Below are 14,976 nucleotides of genomic sequence, written 5' to 3'. Positions count from 1 at the left end.
CCTTGACCAATCCCGAATCCCGACTCCCCAATCCCGGCCGCCGCAGGCGGCCTCAGATCTCCACCTGCGCGCCCAGCTCCACCAGGCGGTTGCCGGGGATGCGGAAGAAGCCGGTGGCGGGGGCGGCGTTGCGGTGCATGACCGCGAACAGCTTGTCGCGCCAGATCGGCATGCCGCGGTTGGCGCTGGCCACGATGGTCTCGCGGCTGGCGAAATAGGTGGTGTCCATCGGGTCGAAGTAGATCCCGCCCTGGTCGCAGGAGCGCATCAGCGCCAGCGGCACGTCCGGGGTCTCCATGAAGCCGAAGCGCACGTAGACCCGGTAGAACTCGTCGCCGATCGCGTCGATCTTCAGCCGCTGCCCGGCCGCCGCGTACGGCACCTGCAGGGTTTCGACGGTCAGGAACACGTTGCGCTCGTGCAGCACCTTGTTGTGCTTGAGGTTGTGCATCAGCGCGTGCGGCACCACCATCGGGTCGGCGGTCAGGAACACCGCGGTGCCGGGCACGCGCACCGGCGGCGCCAGCATCAGCCCGGGCAGGAAGGTGTCGAGCTTGATGCCGTCCTTGCGGATCTCGTCGTGCAGCAGCTTGCGGCCGCGGCGCCAGGTGCGCATCAGGGTGAACAGGATCAGGCCCAGCAGCAGCGGGAACCAGGCGCCGTCCAGGAACTTGATGATGTTGGCGTAGAAGAACGCGCAGTCCACGGCCAGGAAGACCAGGGCGAACAGCCACAGCAGCGGCGCCGGCACGCGCGGGTTGGCGCGCGCGTAGATGACCATCAGCACGGTGGTGATCAGCATGGTGCCGGTGACCGAGACGCCGTAGGCGGTGGCCAGCGAGGTGGAGTCGCCGAAGCCGATCACCGCCACCACCACCAGCGCCAGCAGGCACCAGTTCACCGCCGGCACGTAGATCTGGCCGATGGTGGAATGCGAGGTGTGGCGGATGTGCATGCGCGGGATGTAGCCCAGCTGCATGGCCTGGCTGGCCACCGAGTAGGCGCCGGTGATCAGCGCCTGCGAGGCGATCACCGTGGCCGCGGTAGCCAGCACGATCATCGGGTACAGCGCCCACTCCGGCACCGCCTCGTAGAACGGGTTGCTGACCGCGGCCGGGTCGCGCAGCACCAGCGCGCCCTGCCCCAGGTAGGTCAGGGTCAGCATCGGCAGCACCACGCACTGCCACGAGCGGCGGATCGCCTTGGCGCCGAAATGGCCCATGTCCGCGTACAGCGCCTCGCCGCCGGTCACCGCCAGCACCACGGCGCCGAGCACGAACACCGCGTGCCAGTTGTGTTCGGCGAAGAAACGCACGCCCCACCACGGGTTCAGCGCGTGCAGCACTTCCGGTGCGCGCGTCATGTTGTAGACGCCGATCGCGCCCAGCGCCACGAACCAGACCAGGGTGATCGGCCCGAACGCCTTGCCAACGCGCTCGGTACCGTAGCGCTGGGCCATGAACAGCATGCCCAGCACCACCAGGGTGATCGGCACCACGAACGGTTCCAGCTTGGGCGCGGCCACCTCCAGGCCTTCCACCGCCGACAGCACCGAGATGGCCGGGGTGATCACGCCGTCGCCGAAGAACAGCGAGGCGCCGAAGATGCCGAGGATGCCGACCACGTACATCGAGCGCGAGCCGCCCGGCAGGGTGCGCTGGGCCAGCGCGGTCAGCGCCATGATGCCGCCCTCGCCGTCGTTGTCGGCGCGCATGATCACGGTGACGTACTTGACCGTGACCACAAGCATCAGCGCCCAGAACACCAGCGACAGGATGCCCAGCACGGTGTCGTGGTCCGGGGTCAGCCCGTAGTGCGGCGAGAACGCTTCCTTGAGCGTGTACAGCGGACTGGTGCCGATGTCGCCGAAGACCACGCCGATGGCGGTCAGCATCACCCCAAAGCCCGTCTTGGCGTGCGGATCGTGGCTGCCCGGGCGGGCGGCGGAACTGGAGGAGCTGGACATGGTGGGAAGAGTAGCGCCAGAACGTGAAGAAAGAGCGGGGAGCCGAGCCGACCCGAGGTCAGCGCAGCGCCGCCTGCAGGGCCTTGCGGATCACCGTGGCGACCTCGTCGCCGTCGGCGGCGGCGTCGCGCGCCATCTTCGCCGCCTCGGCCGGCTTGTAGCCGAGCTGCTGCAGCGCCACCGTGGCCTCGGAGACCGCGTCGGTACCCAGTTGTCCGGTGATCGGCGCACCACCGCTGAAGTCGGCCGCACGGTCGCGCAGCTCCACCACCATGCGCTCGGCGGTCTTCTTGCCGATCCCGGGAATGCGGGTCAGCGCGGTGACGTCGGCGGCGGTGATCAGCCGCGCGAACTCGTCGACGCTGACCCCGGACAGCACCGCCAGCGCGATCTTCGCGCCGATCCCGCTGACCCGCTGCACGTCGCGGAACAGCCGCCGCTCGCCCTCGCGCAGGAAGCCGTACAGCGACACGCTGTCCTCCTTCTGCGCATAGTGGGTGAACAGGATCACATCGCGGCCGACATCGGGCAGGTCGTAGAAGGTGCTCATCGGCGCCTCCAGCTCATAGCCCACCCCGCCCACGTCGATCACCAGCCACGGCGGCTGCTTGTAGGCCAGGATCCCGCGCAGACGGCCGATCATTGGGCGCCTCCCTGGAGGCGCCGGGATTGGGGATTGGGGATTGGGGATTCGCCAAAGCGGGGCCGGCGCGCATGCGCCCGGCTGTTGCCAATCCCTAATCCCCACTCCCGAATCCCAGCTCCACTCATTTTCTACTCCACGCCTGCTGCGTGCTGACGCCCAGGCGCTGCGCGGTGGCGCGCACGTGGGCATGGGTGATGGCGACGGCCAGTGCGTCGGCGGCGTCGGCCTGAAGTTTGCCGGTCAGGCTCAGCATGAGACCGACCATGTGTTGCACCTGCTGCTTCTCCGCCGCGCCCTTGCCGACCACGGCGAGCTTGATCTCCTTGGCGGCGTACTCGTGCACCGGCAGCTCGCGCAGCACCGCCGCGCAGATCGCCGCGCCGCGGGCATGGCCGAGCTTCAGTGCCGCGTCGGCGCTCTTGCCCATGAACACGCGTTCGATCGCCACTTCCTGCGGCCGGTACTCCTCGATCAGCGCATCCAGCCCGTGCAGCAGGCGCTTGAGCCGCAGGGCGAAGTCGCCCTCGCCGAGCAGCACCAGCGGCGCATGGTGCACGTGCCGGGTACGGCCGGCCGCATCCACGTCGATGATGCCCACGCCGGTGCGCTGCGAGCCGGGGTCGATGCCGAGGATGCGGGTGGTGCCGGGATTGGGGAGTGGGGATTGGGGATTGGCAACGGCCGTGCGCGTCCTGGCAGCGCTGCCCGCGGCAGCCATCGACGTCGGCGATGCCTCCGGCACCGGCACGACGCCGTTCCGGGTTCCGGGTCTTGGGCCCCGGGCCCCGGGTTTCATGGTCTCAGCCCCCGTCACTCAGCGCGGCCTGGTCGACGTTGGAATAGACGTTCTGCACGTCGTCCAGGTCTTCCAGCATGTCCAGCAGCTTGCGCACCTGCACCGCGGTGTCGCCGTCCACGGCGATGTCGTTGTCGGCGCGGAAGGTGATTTCGGCGTGGTCGGCGGCCAGGCCGGCCGCGTCCATGGCGTCCTTGACCGCCTGGAACGCCTCCGGCGCGGTCAGCACGTCGATCGCGCCGTCCTCGGGGTAGACCACGATGTCGTCGGCACCGGCCTCGATCGCCACCTCGGTGATCTTCTCCTCGTCGGCGCCGGCGGCGAAGCTGAGCACGCCCAGGCGCTTGAACATGAAGGCCACCGAGCCGTCGGTGCCCATGTTGCCGCCGCACTTGCTGAAGGCATGGCGCACGTCGGCCACGGTGCGCACGCGGTTGTCGGTCAGGCAGTCCACGATCACCGCCACCCCGCCCGGGGCGTAGCCCTCGTAGCGCACTTCCTCGTACTCCACGCCTTCCAGTTCGCCGGTGGCCTTCTTGATCGCGCGCTCGATCACGTCCTTGGACATGTTCGAGGCCAGCCCCTTGTCCATCGCCACGCGCAGCCGCGGATTGTTGGACGGATCGCCGCCGCCGGCGCGCGCGGCGACGCCGATCTCGCGGATGATCTTGGTGAAAATCTTGCCGCGCTTCGCATCGGATGCGTTCTTGCGGGCTTCGATCGAGGGGCCTCTACCCATGGGGCGTTCCGGACAGTTGTAAGGACAAGACGCGGATTTTACCTGATGCCGCGCACATCCCGCGGCCTGGCCGCGCCGACGACCGACCGCGCGTGCGACCGGCGCATGCCGCCCGTTCCCCGGCCGGCGCCCACTCCAGCGCGCGCCGACCCGTGCTGCCGGTCGAACCTTGGCGGACTGTCTACCCATGCGCGCCACATCGCTGCCAGAACTGTCACGCCCCACCTGGAGGCTGAACGCGCAAGTCGCGCCCGCTTTCCATCGCACCGAAAGGAGATCCCTCATGTCCCGCACCACCCCCGCCCCGTTCCTGTCGCTGGCCCTGCGCTGCCTGGGCCTGCTCGCCCTTGCCGCCCCGGGCCTGGCCAGCGCCCAGACCGACGCCTTCAGGGGCCGCTACAGCGCCGGCCTCACCACCTACTCGATCAGCGGCCAGGAACCCCGCGCGACGGGCAAGTACCCGGTCTACGTGCATATCGGCGGGACCGGCGAGAACTACCAGAGCAACTGGGCGATGGCCGCGGTGAATGCTGCCGCGGCCAAGGGCTTCGTGGCGGCCTCGGTGGAGTACGACAACGCCAGCTTCGGCAGTTGCGGCGTCATCGGCAACCGCGCCAAGGCCATCTTCGATGCGCAGAATCTCAACAGCGCCATCGCCCAAATATGCGCCCGCGACAAGGCCGACTGCTCCAAGGGCGTGGTGACCGGCGGGCTAAGCCAGGGCTCGATCATCTCGGTGCTGGCGCACGACTACGATCCCCGGGTCGCCGCCTCGTTCGGCCAGGGCACCGGCACGACCTACACCGCCTACTACAACCTGGCGTCGTGCATCGCCGACGGCAACCACAGCCTGCCGTCCGATCGCCTGCGCATCATCAACGGCGAGCGCGACATGTTCGTCGGCGGCACCGAGAACATCGCCCGCACCCAGGCGCAACTGGTCACCGGCCTGCGCTGCGACGGGCAGCAGTCGTGCTTCCGCAGCAATGGCAGCGGCTGGTACATCGTCAAGGACCGGGAGGTGCAGGACCTCTACGCCGACCACTGCTTCATGGGCTTCGGCGGCTATCCCGGCACCCAGTGCACGGGCGTTCTGGTCGACGGCAACTACCGCAGCGGCACCGCCGCCTGGGCGCTCAACCCCACGCTGGACTGGCTGAAGACCTTCGTGACGCCCTGAGCGACGGCATCGCCTGTGCCGGCACCAAAGCGGTCGGGCGGACACCGCGACGCGGCGCCGGCCACCGCCGCCGGACGCTCGATGTCTGGCGACCGGCTCAGGCGGCGAAGCGGCCGTCGCGCAGGAACGAGGCGGTCTGCCGCGCGGCCTGCGCCGAGAACAGCAGGCCGCTGTGGCTGGCCCGCACCCGGCAGTGATCGCCCAGGCCGGGCACGCGGGTCTCGGCCAGGGCCACGCTGCCGTCGGACTCCGTACCCAGCGCGACAAAGCGTGCGCCCAGCCCACGCGCCACGGTGCCGGCGACCATGCCGACCTCGGCCGGCCCGTCCCAGCGCGCCACGCCCTGCTGCAACAGCGCCGCGCTGCGGCCCAGCGCCAGTCCGAGCCGCCGTTGCGCCAGGGCGCGGGCGGCGGCACTGCCCGCCAAGGGGCTGCCCAGGCACACCACCCGGGTCACCGGCAGCGAGGGCGCCTCCCGCAAGGCCTGCAAGGCGATCAGGCCGCCGAGGCTATGCCCGACCAGCGCCACCGGACCGGTGGCGGCCATACGTTCGATGCGGGCGTGCAGCCGTGGGAGCGCGGCCTCGGCGCCGCCGAACGCGGTCGAATAACCGAAGCTGGCGACGCGCCAGCCATCGCGGCGTAGGCGCAACGCCAGCGGCAACAGCCACGGCCGCGCATTCCAGATGCCGTGCAGCAACAGCACCTGGGGCGCGGCGGCCATCGGCGACTCAGCCGCAGGTGGTGCGGACGATGTGGTTGCTGCCATCCAGGAACACGTTGAGCCGATCCAGGCGCAGGTCGCGGGTCACCGCCTGGCCCGGCGCGATAGGCCGTACCACGCCGGCTCCGCTCTCCTTCCAGACCCGGCTCATGGTCGCCTGGGTGGCCTCCTGGCCCACCGCCCAGGCCACGGCCTCGACGTTGCAGCGGCCATCGCCCTGCACGGTCGGCCCGGCACTGGCCGGCTGCAGCGACGCTGGCGGCGCGCACGCGGCCAGCAGCGGCAATACGGCGGCGATTCCCATCCACGGTCGGAACATGGCGAGCTCTCCTGCAGGCTGGACAGGCCTGCACTCTAGCGCGCCAGCGTTGCCGCGGCGTCGACGCGGCGGCGCCCGGGCCGTGACCGGCCGCAGGCGTCAGGCCGCGCGCGGCGGCCGGCGCAGGATGAATTCCAGATCGCGCACCTGCCCCACCGGGAATTCGTAGGTGCCGACCTTCTCGAAGCCGTAGCGCGCGTAGAAACGCTGCGCGCCCAGGTTCTCCGACCACACGCCAACCCACAGCGTGCGCGGGCCGTCGCGCTCCAGCCAGGCCAGGGCGGTGTCGAACAGCCTGGCACCCCAGCCGCCGTTCTGGTGGGCGCGCAGCAGGTACAGGCGCTTCAGTTCGCCATCGCCGGGACGCACCTCGGCGTGTGGCAGGCCGCAGGGGCCGGCAGCGGCGTGTCCGACCACCGCGCCGTCGTGCTCGACCAGCCAGATCGCGTAGTCCGGATGCGCCAGCACGACCTGGGCGCGCTCCAGCGAATAGGCCTCGTCGAGGAAGGCCTGCAGGTCCTGCGCGGGATACAGATGGCCGAAGGTTTCGCAGAAGGTGGCCGTGGCGATGCGGGTGACCGCCGCGGCATCGTCCGGCGTGGCGCGGCGGATCAGCACGGCTCAGCGCGCCGGGTGCGCCGGGTCGGCGTCGGCGTCGGCCTCTTCGCCGTCGTCCTCGTCCTCGTCCTCACCTTCTTCCTCGTCCTCTTCTTCCTCGTCGTCTTCCTCGTACTCGTAATCGTCCTCGCCGAAGTCCTCGCCGTCCCAACGGCCCTCCGGATCCGGCACGAACGCCAGCGGCGCGTTGGCGCCGCTGCCGGCGCGCACCAGCCAGCCGCCGAACACGCGCGCGCGCTGGGTGACGATGGCCTCCACTGCGCCCTCGTTGCCGAGGGTCTCCCACTCCAGATTGAATGCGGTCTCGCTCATGTGTCGGCCTGCGCTACGGTTGGAAGAAAGGGATCACTGCGCCTGCGGGCGCACCTGCACATGCACTTCGGCCAACTGCGCGTCGGCGATCGGCGACGGTGCGTCGGTCATCAGGTCCTGCGCGCCGGTGGTCTTGGGGAACGGGATGACGTCGCGGATCGACTCGGTGCCGGCCATCAGCGCGGCGATGCGGTCGATGCCGAAGGCGATGCCGCCGTGCGGCGGTGCGCCGTAGTTCAACGCATCCAGCAGGAAGCCGAACTTGGCGCGCGCTTCCTCGGCACCGATGCCGAGCAGCTCGAACACCGCGCTCTGCATGTCCGGGCGATGGATACGGATCGAACCGCCGCCGATCTCGTTGCCGTTGAGCACCATGTCGTAGCCGCGCGACACCGCGGTCTTGGCATGCGTGCGCAGCTCGGCGATGTCGTCCACTGCCGGCGCGGTGAACGGGTGATGCAGGGCCACGTAGCGCTGCGCTTCCTCGTCCCATTCGAACATCGGGAAGTCGGTGACCCACAGCGGCCGCCAGCCGTCGGCGATGAGGTTGAAGTCCTTGCCGGCCTTCAGGCGCAGCGCGCCCATGAAGTCGGAGACCTTGCCGTAGGCGCCGGCACCGAAGAACACGATGTCGCCGTTGCCGGCGCCGACGTGGCCGAGCAGCGCGGCGAAGGCGGCCTCGCCGAAGAACTTCTGGATCGGCGAGCTGATCTCGCCGCTGTCGGCGATCTTGACGTAGGCCAGGCCCTTGGCGCCGTACTTGGCGGCGTGCGCGGCGTACTCGTCGATCTGCTTGCGCGACAGGCTGGCGCCGCCGGGAATGCGCAGCGCGGCGACGCGGCCGTCGGGATCGGCGGCCGCGGCGCTGAACACCGCGAAGTCGCTGTCCTTGACCAGGTCGGCCACGTCGGTCAGTTCCAGGGCGATGCGCAGGTCCGGCTTGTCCGAGCCATAGCGGCGCATGGCCTCGGCCCAGGTCATGCGCGGGAATTCGGCGGCCAGCTCGACGTCGACCACCTCCTTGAAGATGGCGCGGACCATGGCTTCGACGAAGTCCTGCACGTCGCGCTCGCGGACGAAGGCGAACTCCATGTCGAGCTGGGTGAACTCGAGCTGGCGGTCGGCGCGCAGCGCCTCGTCGCGGAAGCAGCGCGCGATCTGGTAGTAGCGGTCGAAGCCGGCCACCATCAGGATCTGCTTGAACAGCTGCGGCGACTGCGGCAGCGCGTAGAACTCGCCCGGGTGCATGCGCGCCGGCACCAGGAAGTCGCGCGCGCCTTCCGGGGTGGCCTTGGTCAGGATCGGCGTCTCGATGTCCTGGAAGCCGCGCTCGTCCAGGTAGCGGCGCAGCGCCTGCACCAGCTTGATGCGGGTGCGCTGCATGCGCTGCATCTCCGGGCGGCGCAGATCCAGATACCGGTACTTCAGGCGGGTTTCCTCGCCCGGGTTCTCGTGCGCGTGGAACGGCAGCGGCGCGGCCTTGTTGAGCACGGTGATGGACGTGGCGATCACCTCGACCTTGCCGCTGCGCAGCTTGTCGTTGACCGCATGCCGCGCGCGCACCACGCCCTCGACCTGCAGCACGTCCTCGTAGCCGAGGCTGGCGGCGACCTTGAACACCTCCGCGTTCTCCGGCTCCACCATCACCTGCACGATGCCTTCGTGGTCGCGCAGGTCGATGAAGCACACGCCGCCGAGGTTGCGGGCCACATCGGTCCAGCCGGCCAGGGTGACGGTTTGGCCGATCAGGGTCTCGTCGACCAGGCCGCAGAAGTGGGTACGCATCGCTAGCTCCAAACAGGGGGCGCCCGGCGCAGAAGGCGCCGGCAAGCCCGGTATTCTGCGGCGGCGCGTCGGCCCGGGCAAATCGCGCATGACTCATCCTGGCTTAAGTTGGCCTGCGGCTATAGTCCGCGCACCATTCACGGGGAGGAGAGAACCCATGTTGAAGCACCTTGGTGGCTGGCTGGTGATCGCCGCGCTGGCCCTGTCCAGCGCCCCGGCCGCGGCCCAGAGCGCACGCGCCTACGCGCCGCAGGACCTGCGGCAACTGTCGGTCCCCGGCCGGGTCCGGGTGATCGAGCGCGAGTACGCCGACCAGTCGCGCGGCCGGCAGATCCCCGACGACCAGCTCGAGTTCTACCTGGACCAGATCGACCGCGGCTGGGGCTTCGGCAACATCCAGCAGGACATCGCCACTTCGCTGCGCGGCCGCGGCGATGGCTGGCGGCAGGAACCGGGCTTCGACGGCCGCACCGTCGCCTGCTCCAGCAACGACCGCCGCCGCCAGCAATGCGCAACGCCGTTCCGCGGGCCTGCGCGACTGGTCGGCACCCTGTCCGACTCGCCCTGCATCGAAGGACGCACCTGGGGCTCGGCGCCCGGCGTGGTGTGGGTGGACCAGGGCTGCCGTGGTCGCTTCGTCGAAGGTCGCGGCAATTGGGGCGGCAACTGGGGCGACGGCGGCGGCAGTGGCGGCGTGGCCGGCACCGTGCGCTGCGAGAGCCAGGACCAGCGCCAGCGCGTGTGCCCGACCGGCTGGCGCAACGCCATGCTGGTGCGGCAGCTGTCGGACACCCGCTGCATCGAGGGCCGCACCTGGGGCTCGCGCGATGGCGCGGTATGGGTCGACGACGGTTGTCGCGGCGAGTTCGCCCAGGGCCGCGGCGGCGGCGGCTGGGGGCCGGGCCGGCCGCCGCTGGACAGCGGCTACACGGTGACCTGCAGCAGCGACGACAAGCGCCTGCGCACCTGCTCCTGGGACAGCCGCCAGGGCCGCCCGGAACTGATCGAACAGCTGTCCGGCACCACCTGCGCGGAAGGCCGCACCTGGGGCTACGAAGGCAATACGGTGTGGGTCAACGGCGGCTGCCGGGCGCGCTTCGGGGCGCGCTGAGCCTAGGCGACGGGCCGCGTGGCGTGCTGCGCGGCCCGATGCATGACGTGACAGGTCGAGTTGGGGCGGCGTTTGCGCCCTTTTGGATTAGCCGCGACCGGGTAATCCGCGGTCGCGGCTGAAGCCGCTCCTACGAGAGGCCGCGCGCTTGCGCGGCCTGGCGAGGCTCAGGTTGCCGCAGGCTTGGCGGCGGCAGGCGTGGCCGCCGCAGCGGGCTTGGCCGGCGCATCGGACGTCGCCGCGGCGGCCGCGGGCTTGCTGTCCCCGCTGCTGGCCGTACTCCCCGACTCGGCCAGGTTGCGCTTCTTGTCGCCATCCTTCTTGAAGTCGGTCTCGTACCAGCCGCTGCCCGACAGGCGGAACGCCGGCGCGGTGAGCTGGCGCTTGACCGCCGGGGCGGCGCAGGACGGACAGGTCTCGGGATCCGGATCGGACAGTTTCTGCAGGCGGTCGAAGCTGTGACCGCACGCGGCACATTGGAAAGCGTAGATCGGCATGGCGGCAAAAACGCGAGAGCAACGGAGGCGGCCAGTATGGGGGCCGCACGCCGGCTTTCAAGCGTCTCGGCTCACGCCGGCCCGGGCTGGGGCCGCGGCGCGGTCTCCGGCGCGCCCGCCGACGGCGTCGGTGCGTCCACCAGCGGCGCCTCGGCGACCGGCTCATCCGGCGCCGTCGGTACCTGCGCCGACGCGGGATCTGCCGGCGCGGCCGGCGCCGCCTCCAACGGGCTGACGTCGAACGGCATCCGCAGCAGCAGCGCCGGCAGCAACGTGGTCAGGGCCGCGTACAGCAGCAGGGCGCCGAACAGCGCGTCGGCGATGGCGAAGCGGTCGCGCAGGATGCCGGCCAGCACCAGGGTGAAGATCAGCGTCGGCGACAGCGCCAGCGACACCCGCAGGCTGCTGCGCGCGCCCTCGCCGAACAGCACCCGCCGCTGCAGCCAGAGGATGCCGATGCGCAGCGGCAGCACGCAGGCGGTCAGGGCCAGGCCCAGACCCAGCGCCTGCAGGCTCAAGGCCCCGCTCGGCACCTTGGTGCCGGCGTTGAAGAAGTAGAACGGCACGAAGAACGAGGCGAACAGGCGCACCGCCTGCAGGTTCTCATCGGAGGCCAGCAGCGGCATGCGCTGGCGCAGCAGCCGCGCCACCAGCCCGGCGATGAACGCACCGACCAGGTAGTACACGCCGAGCGAATAGGTGATGTAGGCGGCGATCAGGCCGACCATCACCAGCAGCGAGAACTCCGAGCCCGGCGCCTGCGGCGCCACCCAGCGCCCCAGGGCCACGAACAGCAGCGGCAAGCCGACCAGCATCGCCAGCAGCGCCAGGCTGGACAGGCCCATCTGCCAGGGATCGCCGGCCTGCAGGATCACGAACAGCGCCGCCAGCGCCAGCAGCTCGCCGGCGATGGCCTTGCTGGTGACCCAGAAACGTTCTTCTTCGTCCAGCCCCAGCCGCCCCAGCGACTCGATGATGAAACCGGTGGACGGGGTCAGCAGGGCCAGCGCCAGCAACCCGGCCGCCTGCCACGACAGCCCGGCGTAGCGCCAGGCCAGCCAGCCGACGCCGAACAGGGTGCCGCCGCGCACCACCAGGTGCAGCAGCAGCGGCCACAAGCCGCGGCGCAGCGCCTTCGGGTCCACTTCCAGGCCGGCGAACAGGAACAGCGAGGAGATGCCGAGCGTGGCCAGCAGCGTCACCACCGGGTCGTGCGCGCGCGGCCCCATCGCCAGCATCGCGATGATGCCGAACAGCAGGCAGGTCAGCGGCGCCGGCATCTTGAAACGCTGCAGCGCGCGCGGGATCACCAGCAGGGCGAAGATCAGCAGCAGATAGATCAGTTCGTGGCTCATCGGGCAGGAAATTCCAGGGCGGTCCCGCCGGCGGCGGCAGCGGCGATGATGCCGGGTCGGCCGTGTGGTGCGCCATCACGGCGGGCGCCGGCCGCGGTCGCGCGCCCCGTGCGGCACTGGCGCGACGTGGCGCGACCACGCAAGGACATCGCCTCGCTGCGACGGAACCCTCGTCCATGCCGGCACACGCGCCTGACACGGATCCCGACCGCGCTGCGCACGCAGCGATCTCGCTGAAGGGCAATTCCGGCGGCCAACCGTCCAAGCTCCGGGGGGGCGCACGCCAACGCCCATCTCGGAAAGCGACGGAGGCCACCGCGGCCGCCTCGGCGGCGCGCGGCCCCTGCTGCCGGCGCTGCGCATGCCGGAGCATCGCGCCAGGCATCTTTCATGCCGATTTGCGCACGATGCATGGATTCGCAAGATCGCGGTCACACGCGCGAAACCGCTCGATCGGACCATGAGCGCCCCTCACGCAAGCCGCGCACCCGATGACCTTTTCGGCGTATTTCCGCACCCCCACCCGCACCCTGCTGGCCCTGGCGCTGGCCACCAGCATCGCCTGCGCCCATGCCGCCGAGGCCAGCGACGGCGTCGACGGCACCGCCCCGGCCGACGGCAGCGACCGCGTCTCGACCCTGGACCAAGTGCAGGTGCTCGGCCAGGCCACCACCTACGCCAAGATCAACGTCAGCAAGGAGGCGCTGGACCGGCAGTTCGCGATGAGCAGCGTCAACGACGCGCTCAACGAGCTGCCCGGCGTGATCGCCACCGAGGCCGATGCGTTCGGCTCCTCCGACTGGGGCACGCAGATCAGCATGCGCGGCTTCGTCACCAACCGCGACGACCAACAGATCGGCACCACCATCGACGGCGTGCCCAACGGCGGCTCGGCCTACGGCGGCGGCTCCAAGGCCAACCGCTTCATCGACACGCTGGACCTGGAGACGGTGGAGGTCAGCCAGGGCACCGCCGACATCGCCTCGCGCTCCAACGAGGCGCTGGGCGGCACCCTCAACTTCCTCACCAGCGAGCCGCTGGAACAGCAGCGCGTGCGCATGGCCTTCGGCATCGGCGACAACCAGGCGCGCAAGTACTACGCGCGCTACGACAGCGGCGACCTCGGCGGCACCCGCGCCTGGGTCAGCGGCTCGCACGCCAGCAACGACGACTGGATCGACGGCAGCGGCCACACCACCCGCGACCACCTGGCCGGCAAGTTCGTCAGCGACCTCGGCGCGTGGACGCTCAGCGGCTACCTGTCCTACGACGACGCCAACGAATCCGAGTACAGCAGCGTCACCCCGGCGCAGTTCGCCACCGACCCGGACCACGACCTGCTCACCGGCACGCTCACCGGCATTCCCTACTACGACCAGAACTACCGCTCCGGCTCGCGCGCGCTGCGCAAGAACACCTTCGGCTACCTGCGCGGCCTGTTCGACGGCGGCAACGGCTTCAAGGCCACGCTGACCGGCTACGCGCACCGCATGCAGGGCCGCGGCGACTGGATCCCGCCCTATCTGGTGGACGTCACCAACGACGGCGCCGGGCGTCCCGAATCCGAATACACCGGCGGCCGTACCGTGTACGGCGGCAGCGCCCTGGGCAAGCTCTACTTCGTCACCCCGGGCGGCGCGGCCGCGAGCATGCTGCCCGGTTGCGCCGACACCGCGACCCTGCCGGCCGAGTCCAACCCGGCCTGCTACCCGGCCGGCTCGCTGCCGGTGCAGTCCTACCGCCACAGCCACTACGACAACCAGCGCGGCGGCGTCACCGCCGACGTGGAATGGGCGCAGGACTTCGGCGGGCTGCACAACACGGTGCGCGGCGGCCTGTGGCTGGAACGCTACGACCGCAGCGTCACCCGCGACTGGCACCGCCTGCTCAACGTCGGCACCAACATCGCCTTCGACCACGTGCCGTACTGGGTGCAGTTCAAGGACGACTACCGCACCGACGAGCAGATGTACTACGTCGAGGACGTGATGCGCTACGGCGACTTCGCCTGGCGCGTGGGCGTGAAGCAGTTCTTCGTCGACCAGACCCGCGACCGCCGCATCGGCGACGCCGCGCACATCGAATCGGATTCGCACTCCGATCCGCTGTTCTCCGCCGGCCTGACCTGGACCACGCCGCTCAAGGGCATGGAAGCCTTCGCCGGCTTCTCGCAGAACTTCGCCGCGATCCCCTCCGGCGTGCTCGGCGAGACCGATCCGCTGGTGCTGAGCAAGGTCAAGCCTGAGACCGCCGACAACATCGAAGTCGGCCTGCGCATGAGCCGCTGGCCGCTGACCGGCAGCATCACCCTGTACGACATCCGCTTCGACAACCGCATCGTCTACGTGCCGGCGAACTTCGTCACCGGCATCGACTACCTGGGCGAGACCGACGGCGTCTACGAGAACTTCGGCGGCGTGCACGCGCGCGGCGTGGAGCTGGCGCTGGGCTACGCCTGGGACAACGGCTGGCGGCTCAACGGCGCCTACACCTACAACAAGGCGACCTACCTGGGCAGCGGCAACGCCGCGCGCGACCAGGCGCTGGACATCGCGCCGGGCTCGCAGGTGATTGGCCAGCCGCGCCAGACCCTGGTGCTGTCGGCCGACTGGCAGGGCCAGCGCTGGCACGGCGGCCTGTCCGGCCGCTACCTGGGCCGGCGCTACCTGGACGCGGCCAACAGCGCGGCGCTGGATGCGGTGACCACCTTCGACGCCAATCTCGGCATCGCCCTGGGCGGACTGAGCCCGCAGTTGCAGCAGGCCAGGCTGGACCTGGTGATCAGCAACCTCACCGACAAGCGCTACCTCAACGGCGTGGACGGCAGCGACAGCGCCTTCATCGCGCCGCCGCGCACCGTCGGCCTGACCTTCATGGTCGACCTGTAACCGGCGCCGTGGCAGTCTCGCGGCGGCGGCCGATCCCGGC

At 70.4% G+C, this 14,976-nt stretch carries 14 protein-coding genes; 3 read left to right on the top strand and 11 right to left on the bottom strand.

What is annotated here, in order from left to right; translation table 11 throughout:
- Nucleotides 1-52: 52 nt before the first annotated feature.
- The 4 genes from AC1PMG_RS05940 to AC1PMG_RS05925 form a co-directional block, all read right to left on the bottom strand.
- Nucleotides 53-1,966 (bottom strand): potassium transporter Kup, encoded by a 1,914-nt coding sequence (locus AC1PMG_RS05940; protein ID WP_017907445.1) that lies wholly within the window; start codon nucleotides 1,964-1,966, stop codon nucleotides 53-55.
- A 58-nt stretch (nucleotides 1,967-2,024) separates the two neighbouring features.
- Nucleotides 2,025-2,609 carry a Holliday junction branch migration protein RuvA gene (gene ruvA / locus AC1PMG_RS05935; RefSeq protein ID WP_017907444.1) on the bottom strand — a complete coding sequence of 195 codons (585 nt, stop codon included), beginning with the start codon at nucleotides 2,607-2,609 and terminating at the stop codon, nucleotides 2,025-2,027.
- A gap of 124 nt (nucleotides 2,610-2,733) precedes the next feature.
- Complete coding sequence (gene ruvC / locus AC1PMG_RS05930; RefSeq protein ID WP_481111618.1) at nucleotides 2,734-3,330, bottom strand: crossover junction endodeoxyribonuclease RuvC; 597 nt, start codon at nucleotides 3,328-3,330, stop codon at nucleotides 2,734-2,736.
- Nucleotides 3,331-3,412: 82 nt separating this feature from the next.
- Nucleotides 3,413-4,147 (bottom strand): YebC/PmpR family DNA-binding transcriptional regulator, encoded by a 735-nt coding sequence (locus tag AC1PMG_RS05925; protein WP_209229715.1) that lies wholly within the window; start codon nucleotides 4,145-4,147, stop codon nucleotides 3,413-3,415.
- 283 nt (nucleotides 4,148-4,430) lie between these two features.
- Here AC1PMG_RS05925 and AC1PMG_RS05920 point away from each other — a divergent pair, with 283 nt between their 5' ends.
- Nucleotides 4,431-5,327, top strand: coding sequence for a hypothetical protein (locus tag AC1PMG_RS05920; protein WP_481110984.1), 897 nt, complete (start codon nucleotides 4,431-4,433; stop codon nucleotides 5,325-5,327).
- Nucleotides 5,328-5,424: 97 nt separating this feature from the next.
- Here the strand turns inward: AC1PMG_RS05920 and AC1PMG_RS05915 are convergent, their stop codons facing one another.
- The 5 genes from AC1PMG_RS05915 to aspS all read right to left on the bottom strand — a co-directional run bounded on the left by AC1PMG_RS05915 (nucleotide 5,425) and on the right by aspS (nucleotide 9,085).
- Nucleotides 5,425-6,051 (bottom strand): esterase/lipase family protein, encoded by a 627-nt coding sequence (locus AC1PMG_RS05915; RefSeq protein WP_481110983.1) that lies wholly within the window; start codon nucleotides 6,049-6,051, stop codon nucleotides 5,425-5,427.
- Between the two features lie 7 nt (nucleotides 6,052-6,058).
- A complete protein-coding gene (locus AC1PMG_RS05910) occupies nucleotides 6,059-6,370 on the bottom strand; it encodes an I78 family peptidase inhibitor (RefSeq protein ID WP_267105631.1) in 312 nt (103 codons plus the stop codon).
- Between the two features lie 99 nt (nucleotides 6,371-6,469).
- Nucleotides 6,470-6,988: an N-acetyltransferase family protein gene (locus AC1PMG_RS05905; protein ID WP_481110982.1), complete on the bottom strand. Its 519-nt coding sequence runs from the start codon at nucleotides 6,986-6,988 to the stop codon at nucleotides 6,470-6,472.
- A 3-nt stretch (nucleotides 6,989-6,991) separates the two neighbouring features.
- Entirely contained in the window at nucleotides 6,992-7,300 is a 309-nt protein-coding gene (locus AC1PMG_RS05900) for a DNA primase (RefSeq protein WP_481110981.1), read from the bottom strand.
- 33 nt (nucleotides 7,301-7,333) lie between these two features.
- The gene (gene aspS / locus AC1PMG_RS05895) at nucleotides 7,334-9,085 is read right to left on the bottom strand and encodes an aspartate--tRNA ligase (RefSeq protein WP_481110980.1); all 1,752 of its coding nucleotides are present in this window, start codon (nucleotides 9,083-9,085) and stop codon (nucleotides 7,334-7,336) included.
- A 157-nt stretch (nucleotides 9,086-9,242) separates the two neighbouring features.
- Here aspS and AC1PMG_RS05890 point away from each other — a divergent pair, with 157 nt between their 5' ends.
- Nucleotides 9,243-10,196, top strand: coding sequence for a DUF3011 domain-containing protein (locus tag AC1PMG_RS05890; protein ID WP_481110979.1), 954 nt, complete (start codon nucleotides 9,243-9,245; stop codon nucleotides 10,194-10,196).
- A 167-nt stretch (nucleotides 10,197-10,363) separates the two neighbouring features.
- Here AC1PMG_RS05890 and AC1PMG_RS05885 read toward each other — a convergent pair whose 3' ends face one another.
- Both AC1PMG_RS05885 and AC1PMG_RS05880 read right to left on the bottom strand, forming a co-directional pair.
- Complete coding sequence (locus AC1PMG_RS05885; RefSeq protein WP_481110978.1) at nucleotides 10,364-10,693, bottom strand: FmdB family zinc ribbon protein; 330 nt, start codon at nucleotides 10,691-10,693, stop codon at nucleotides 10,364-10,366.
- A gap of 71 nt (nucleotides 10,694-10,764) precedes the next feature.
- Nucleotides 10,765-12,048 (bottom strand): cation:proton antiporter, encoded by a 1,284-nt coding sequence (locus tag AC1PMG_RS05880; protein WP_481110977.1) that lies wholly within the window; start codon nucleotides 12,046-12,048, stop codon nucleotides 10,765-10,767.
- A gap of 491 nt (nucleotides 12,049-12,539) precedes the next feature.
- Between AC1PMG_RS05880 and AC1PMG_RS05875 the strand changes: the two genes are divergently transcribed.
- Nucleotides 12,540-14,936, top strand: coding sequence for a TonB-dependent receptor domain-containing protein (locus AC1PMG_RS05875; protein WP_481110976.1), 2,397 nt, complete (start codon nucleotides 12,540-12,542; stop codon nucleotides 14,934-14,936).
- Nucleotides 14,937-14,976 lie beyond the last annotated feature (40 nt).

The organism is Xanthomonas sp. NCPPB 2250 (assembly GCF_056725265.1).
Note: the sequence above shows the minus strand (reverse complement) of the source record. Positions and strands in the feature narration are given on the sequence as shown.

Excerpts from the sequence above, each read along its gene's own strand:
- AC1PMG_RS05900 (WP_481110981.1), bottom strand. The coding sequence starts at position 7,300 with ATGAGCGAGACCGCATTCAATCTGGAGTGGGAGACCCTCGGCAACGAG.
- aspS (WP_481110980.1), bottom strand. The coding sequence starts at position 9,085 with ATGCGTACCCACTTCTGCGGCCTGGTCGACGAGACCCTGATCGGCCAA.
- AC1PMG_RS05910 (WP_267105631.1), bottom strand. The coding sequence starts at position 6,370 with ATGTTCCGACCGTGGATGGGAATCGCCGCCGTATTGCCGCTGCTGGCC.
- AC1PMG_RS05875 (WP_481110976.1), top strand. The coding sequence starts at position 12,540 with ATGACCTTTTCGGCGTATTTCCGCACCCCCACCCGCACCCTGCTGGCC.
- ruvC (WP_481111618.1), bottom strand. The coding sequence starts at position 3,330 with ATGGCTGCCGCGGGCAGCGCTGCCAGGACGCGCACGGCCGTTGCCAAT.
- AC1PMG_RS05880 (WP_481110977.1), bottom strand. The coding sequence starts at position 12,048 with ATGAGCCACGAACTGATCTATCTGCTGCTGATCTTCGCCCTGCTGGTG.
- AC1PMG_RS05890 (WP_481110979.1), top strand. The coding sequence starts at position 9,243 with ATGTTGAAGCACCTTGGTGGCTGGCTGGTGATCGCCGCGCTGGCCCTG.
- AC1PMG_RS05940 (WP_017907445.1), bottom strand. The coding sequence starts at position 1,966 with ATGTCCAGCTCCTCCAGTTCCGCCGCCCGCCCGGGCAGCCACGATCCG.
- AC1PMG_RS05925 (WP_209229715.1), bottom strand. The coding sequence starts at position 4,147 with ATGGGTAGAGGCCCCTCGATCGAAGCCCGCAAGAACGCATCCGATGCG.
- ruvA (WP_017907444.1), bottom strand. The coding sequence starts at position 2,609 with ATGATCGGCCGTCTGCGCGGGATCCTGGCCTACAAGCAGCCGCCGTGG.
- AC1PMG_RS05915 (WP_481110983.1), bottom strand. The coding sequence starts at position 6,051 with ATGGCCGCCGCGCCCCAGGTGCTGTTGCTGCACGGCATCTGGAATGCG.
- AC1PMG_RS05885 (WP_481110978.1), bottom strand. The coding sequence starts at position 10,693 with ATGCCGATCTACGCTTTCCAATGTGCCGCGTGCGGTCACAGCTTCGAC.
- AC1PMG_RS05920 (WP_481110984.1), top strand. The coding sequence starts at position 4,431 with ATGTCCCGCACCACCCCCGCCCCGTTCCTGTCGCTGGCCCTGCGCTGC.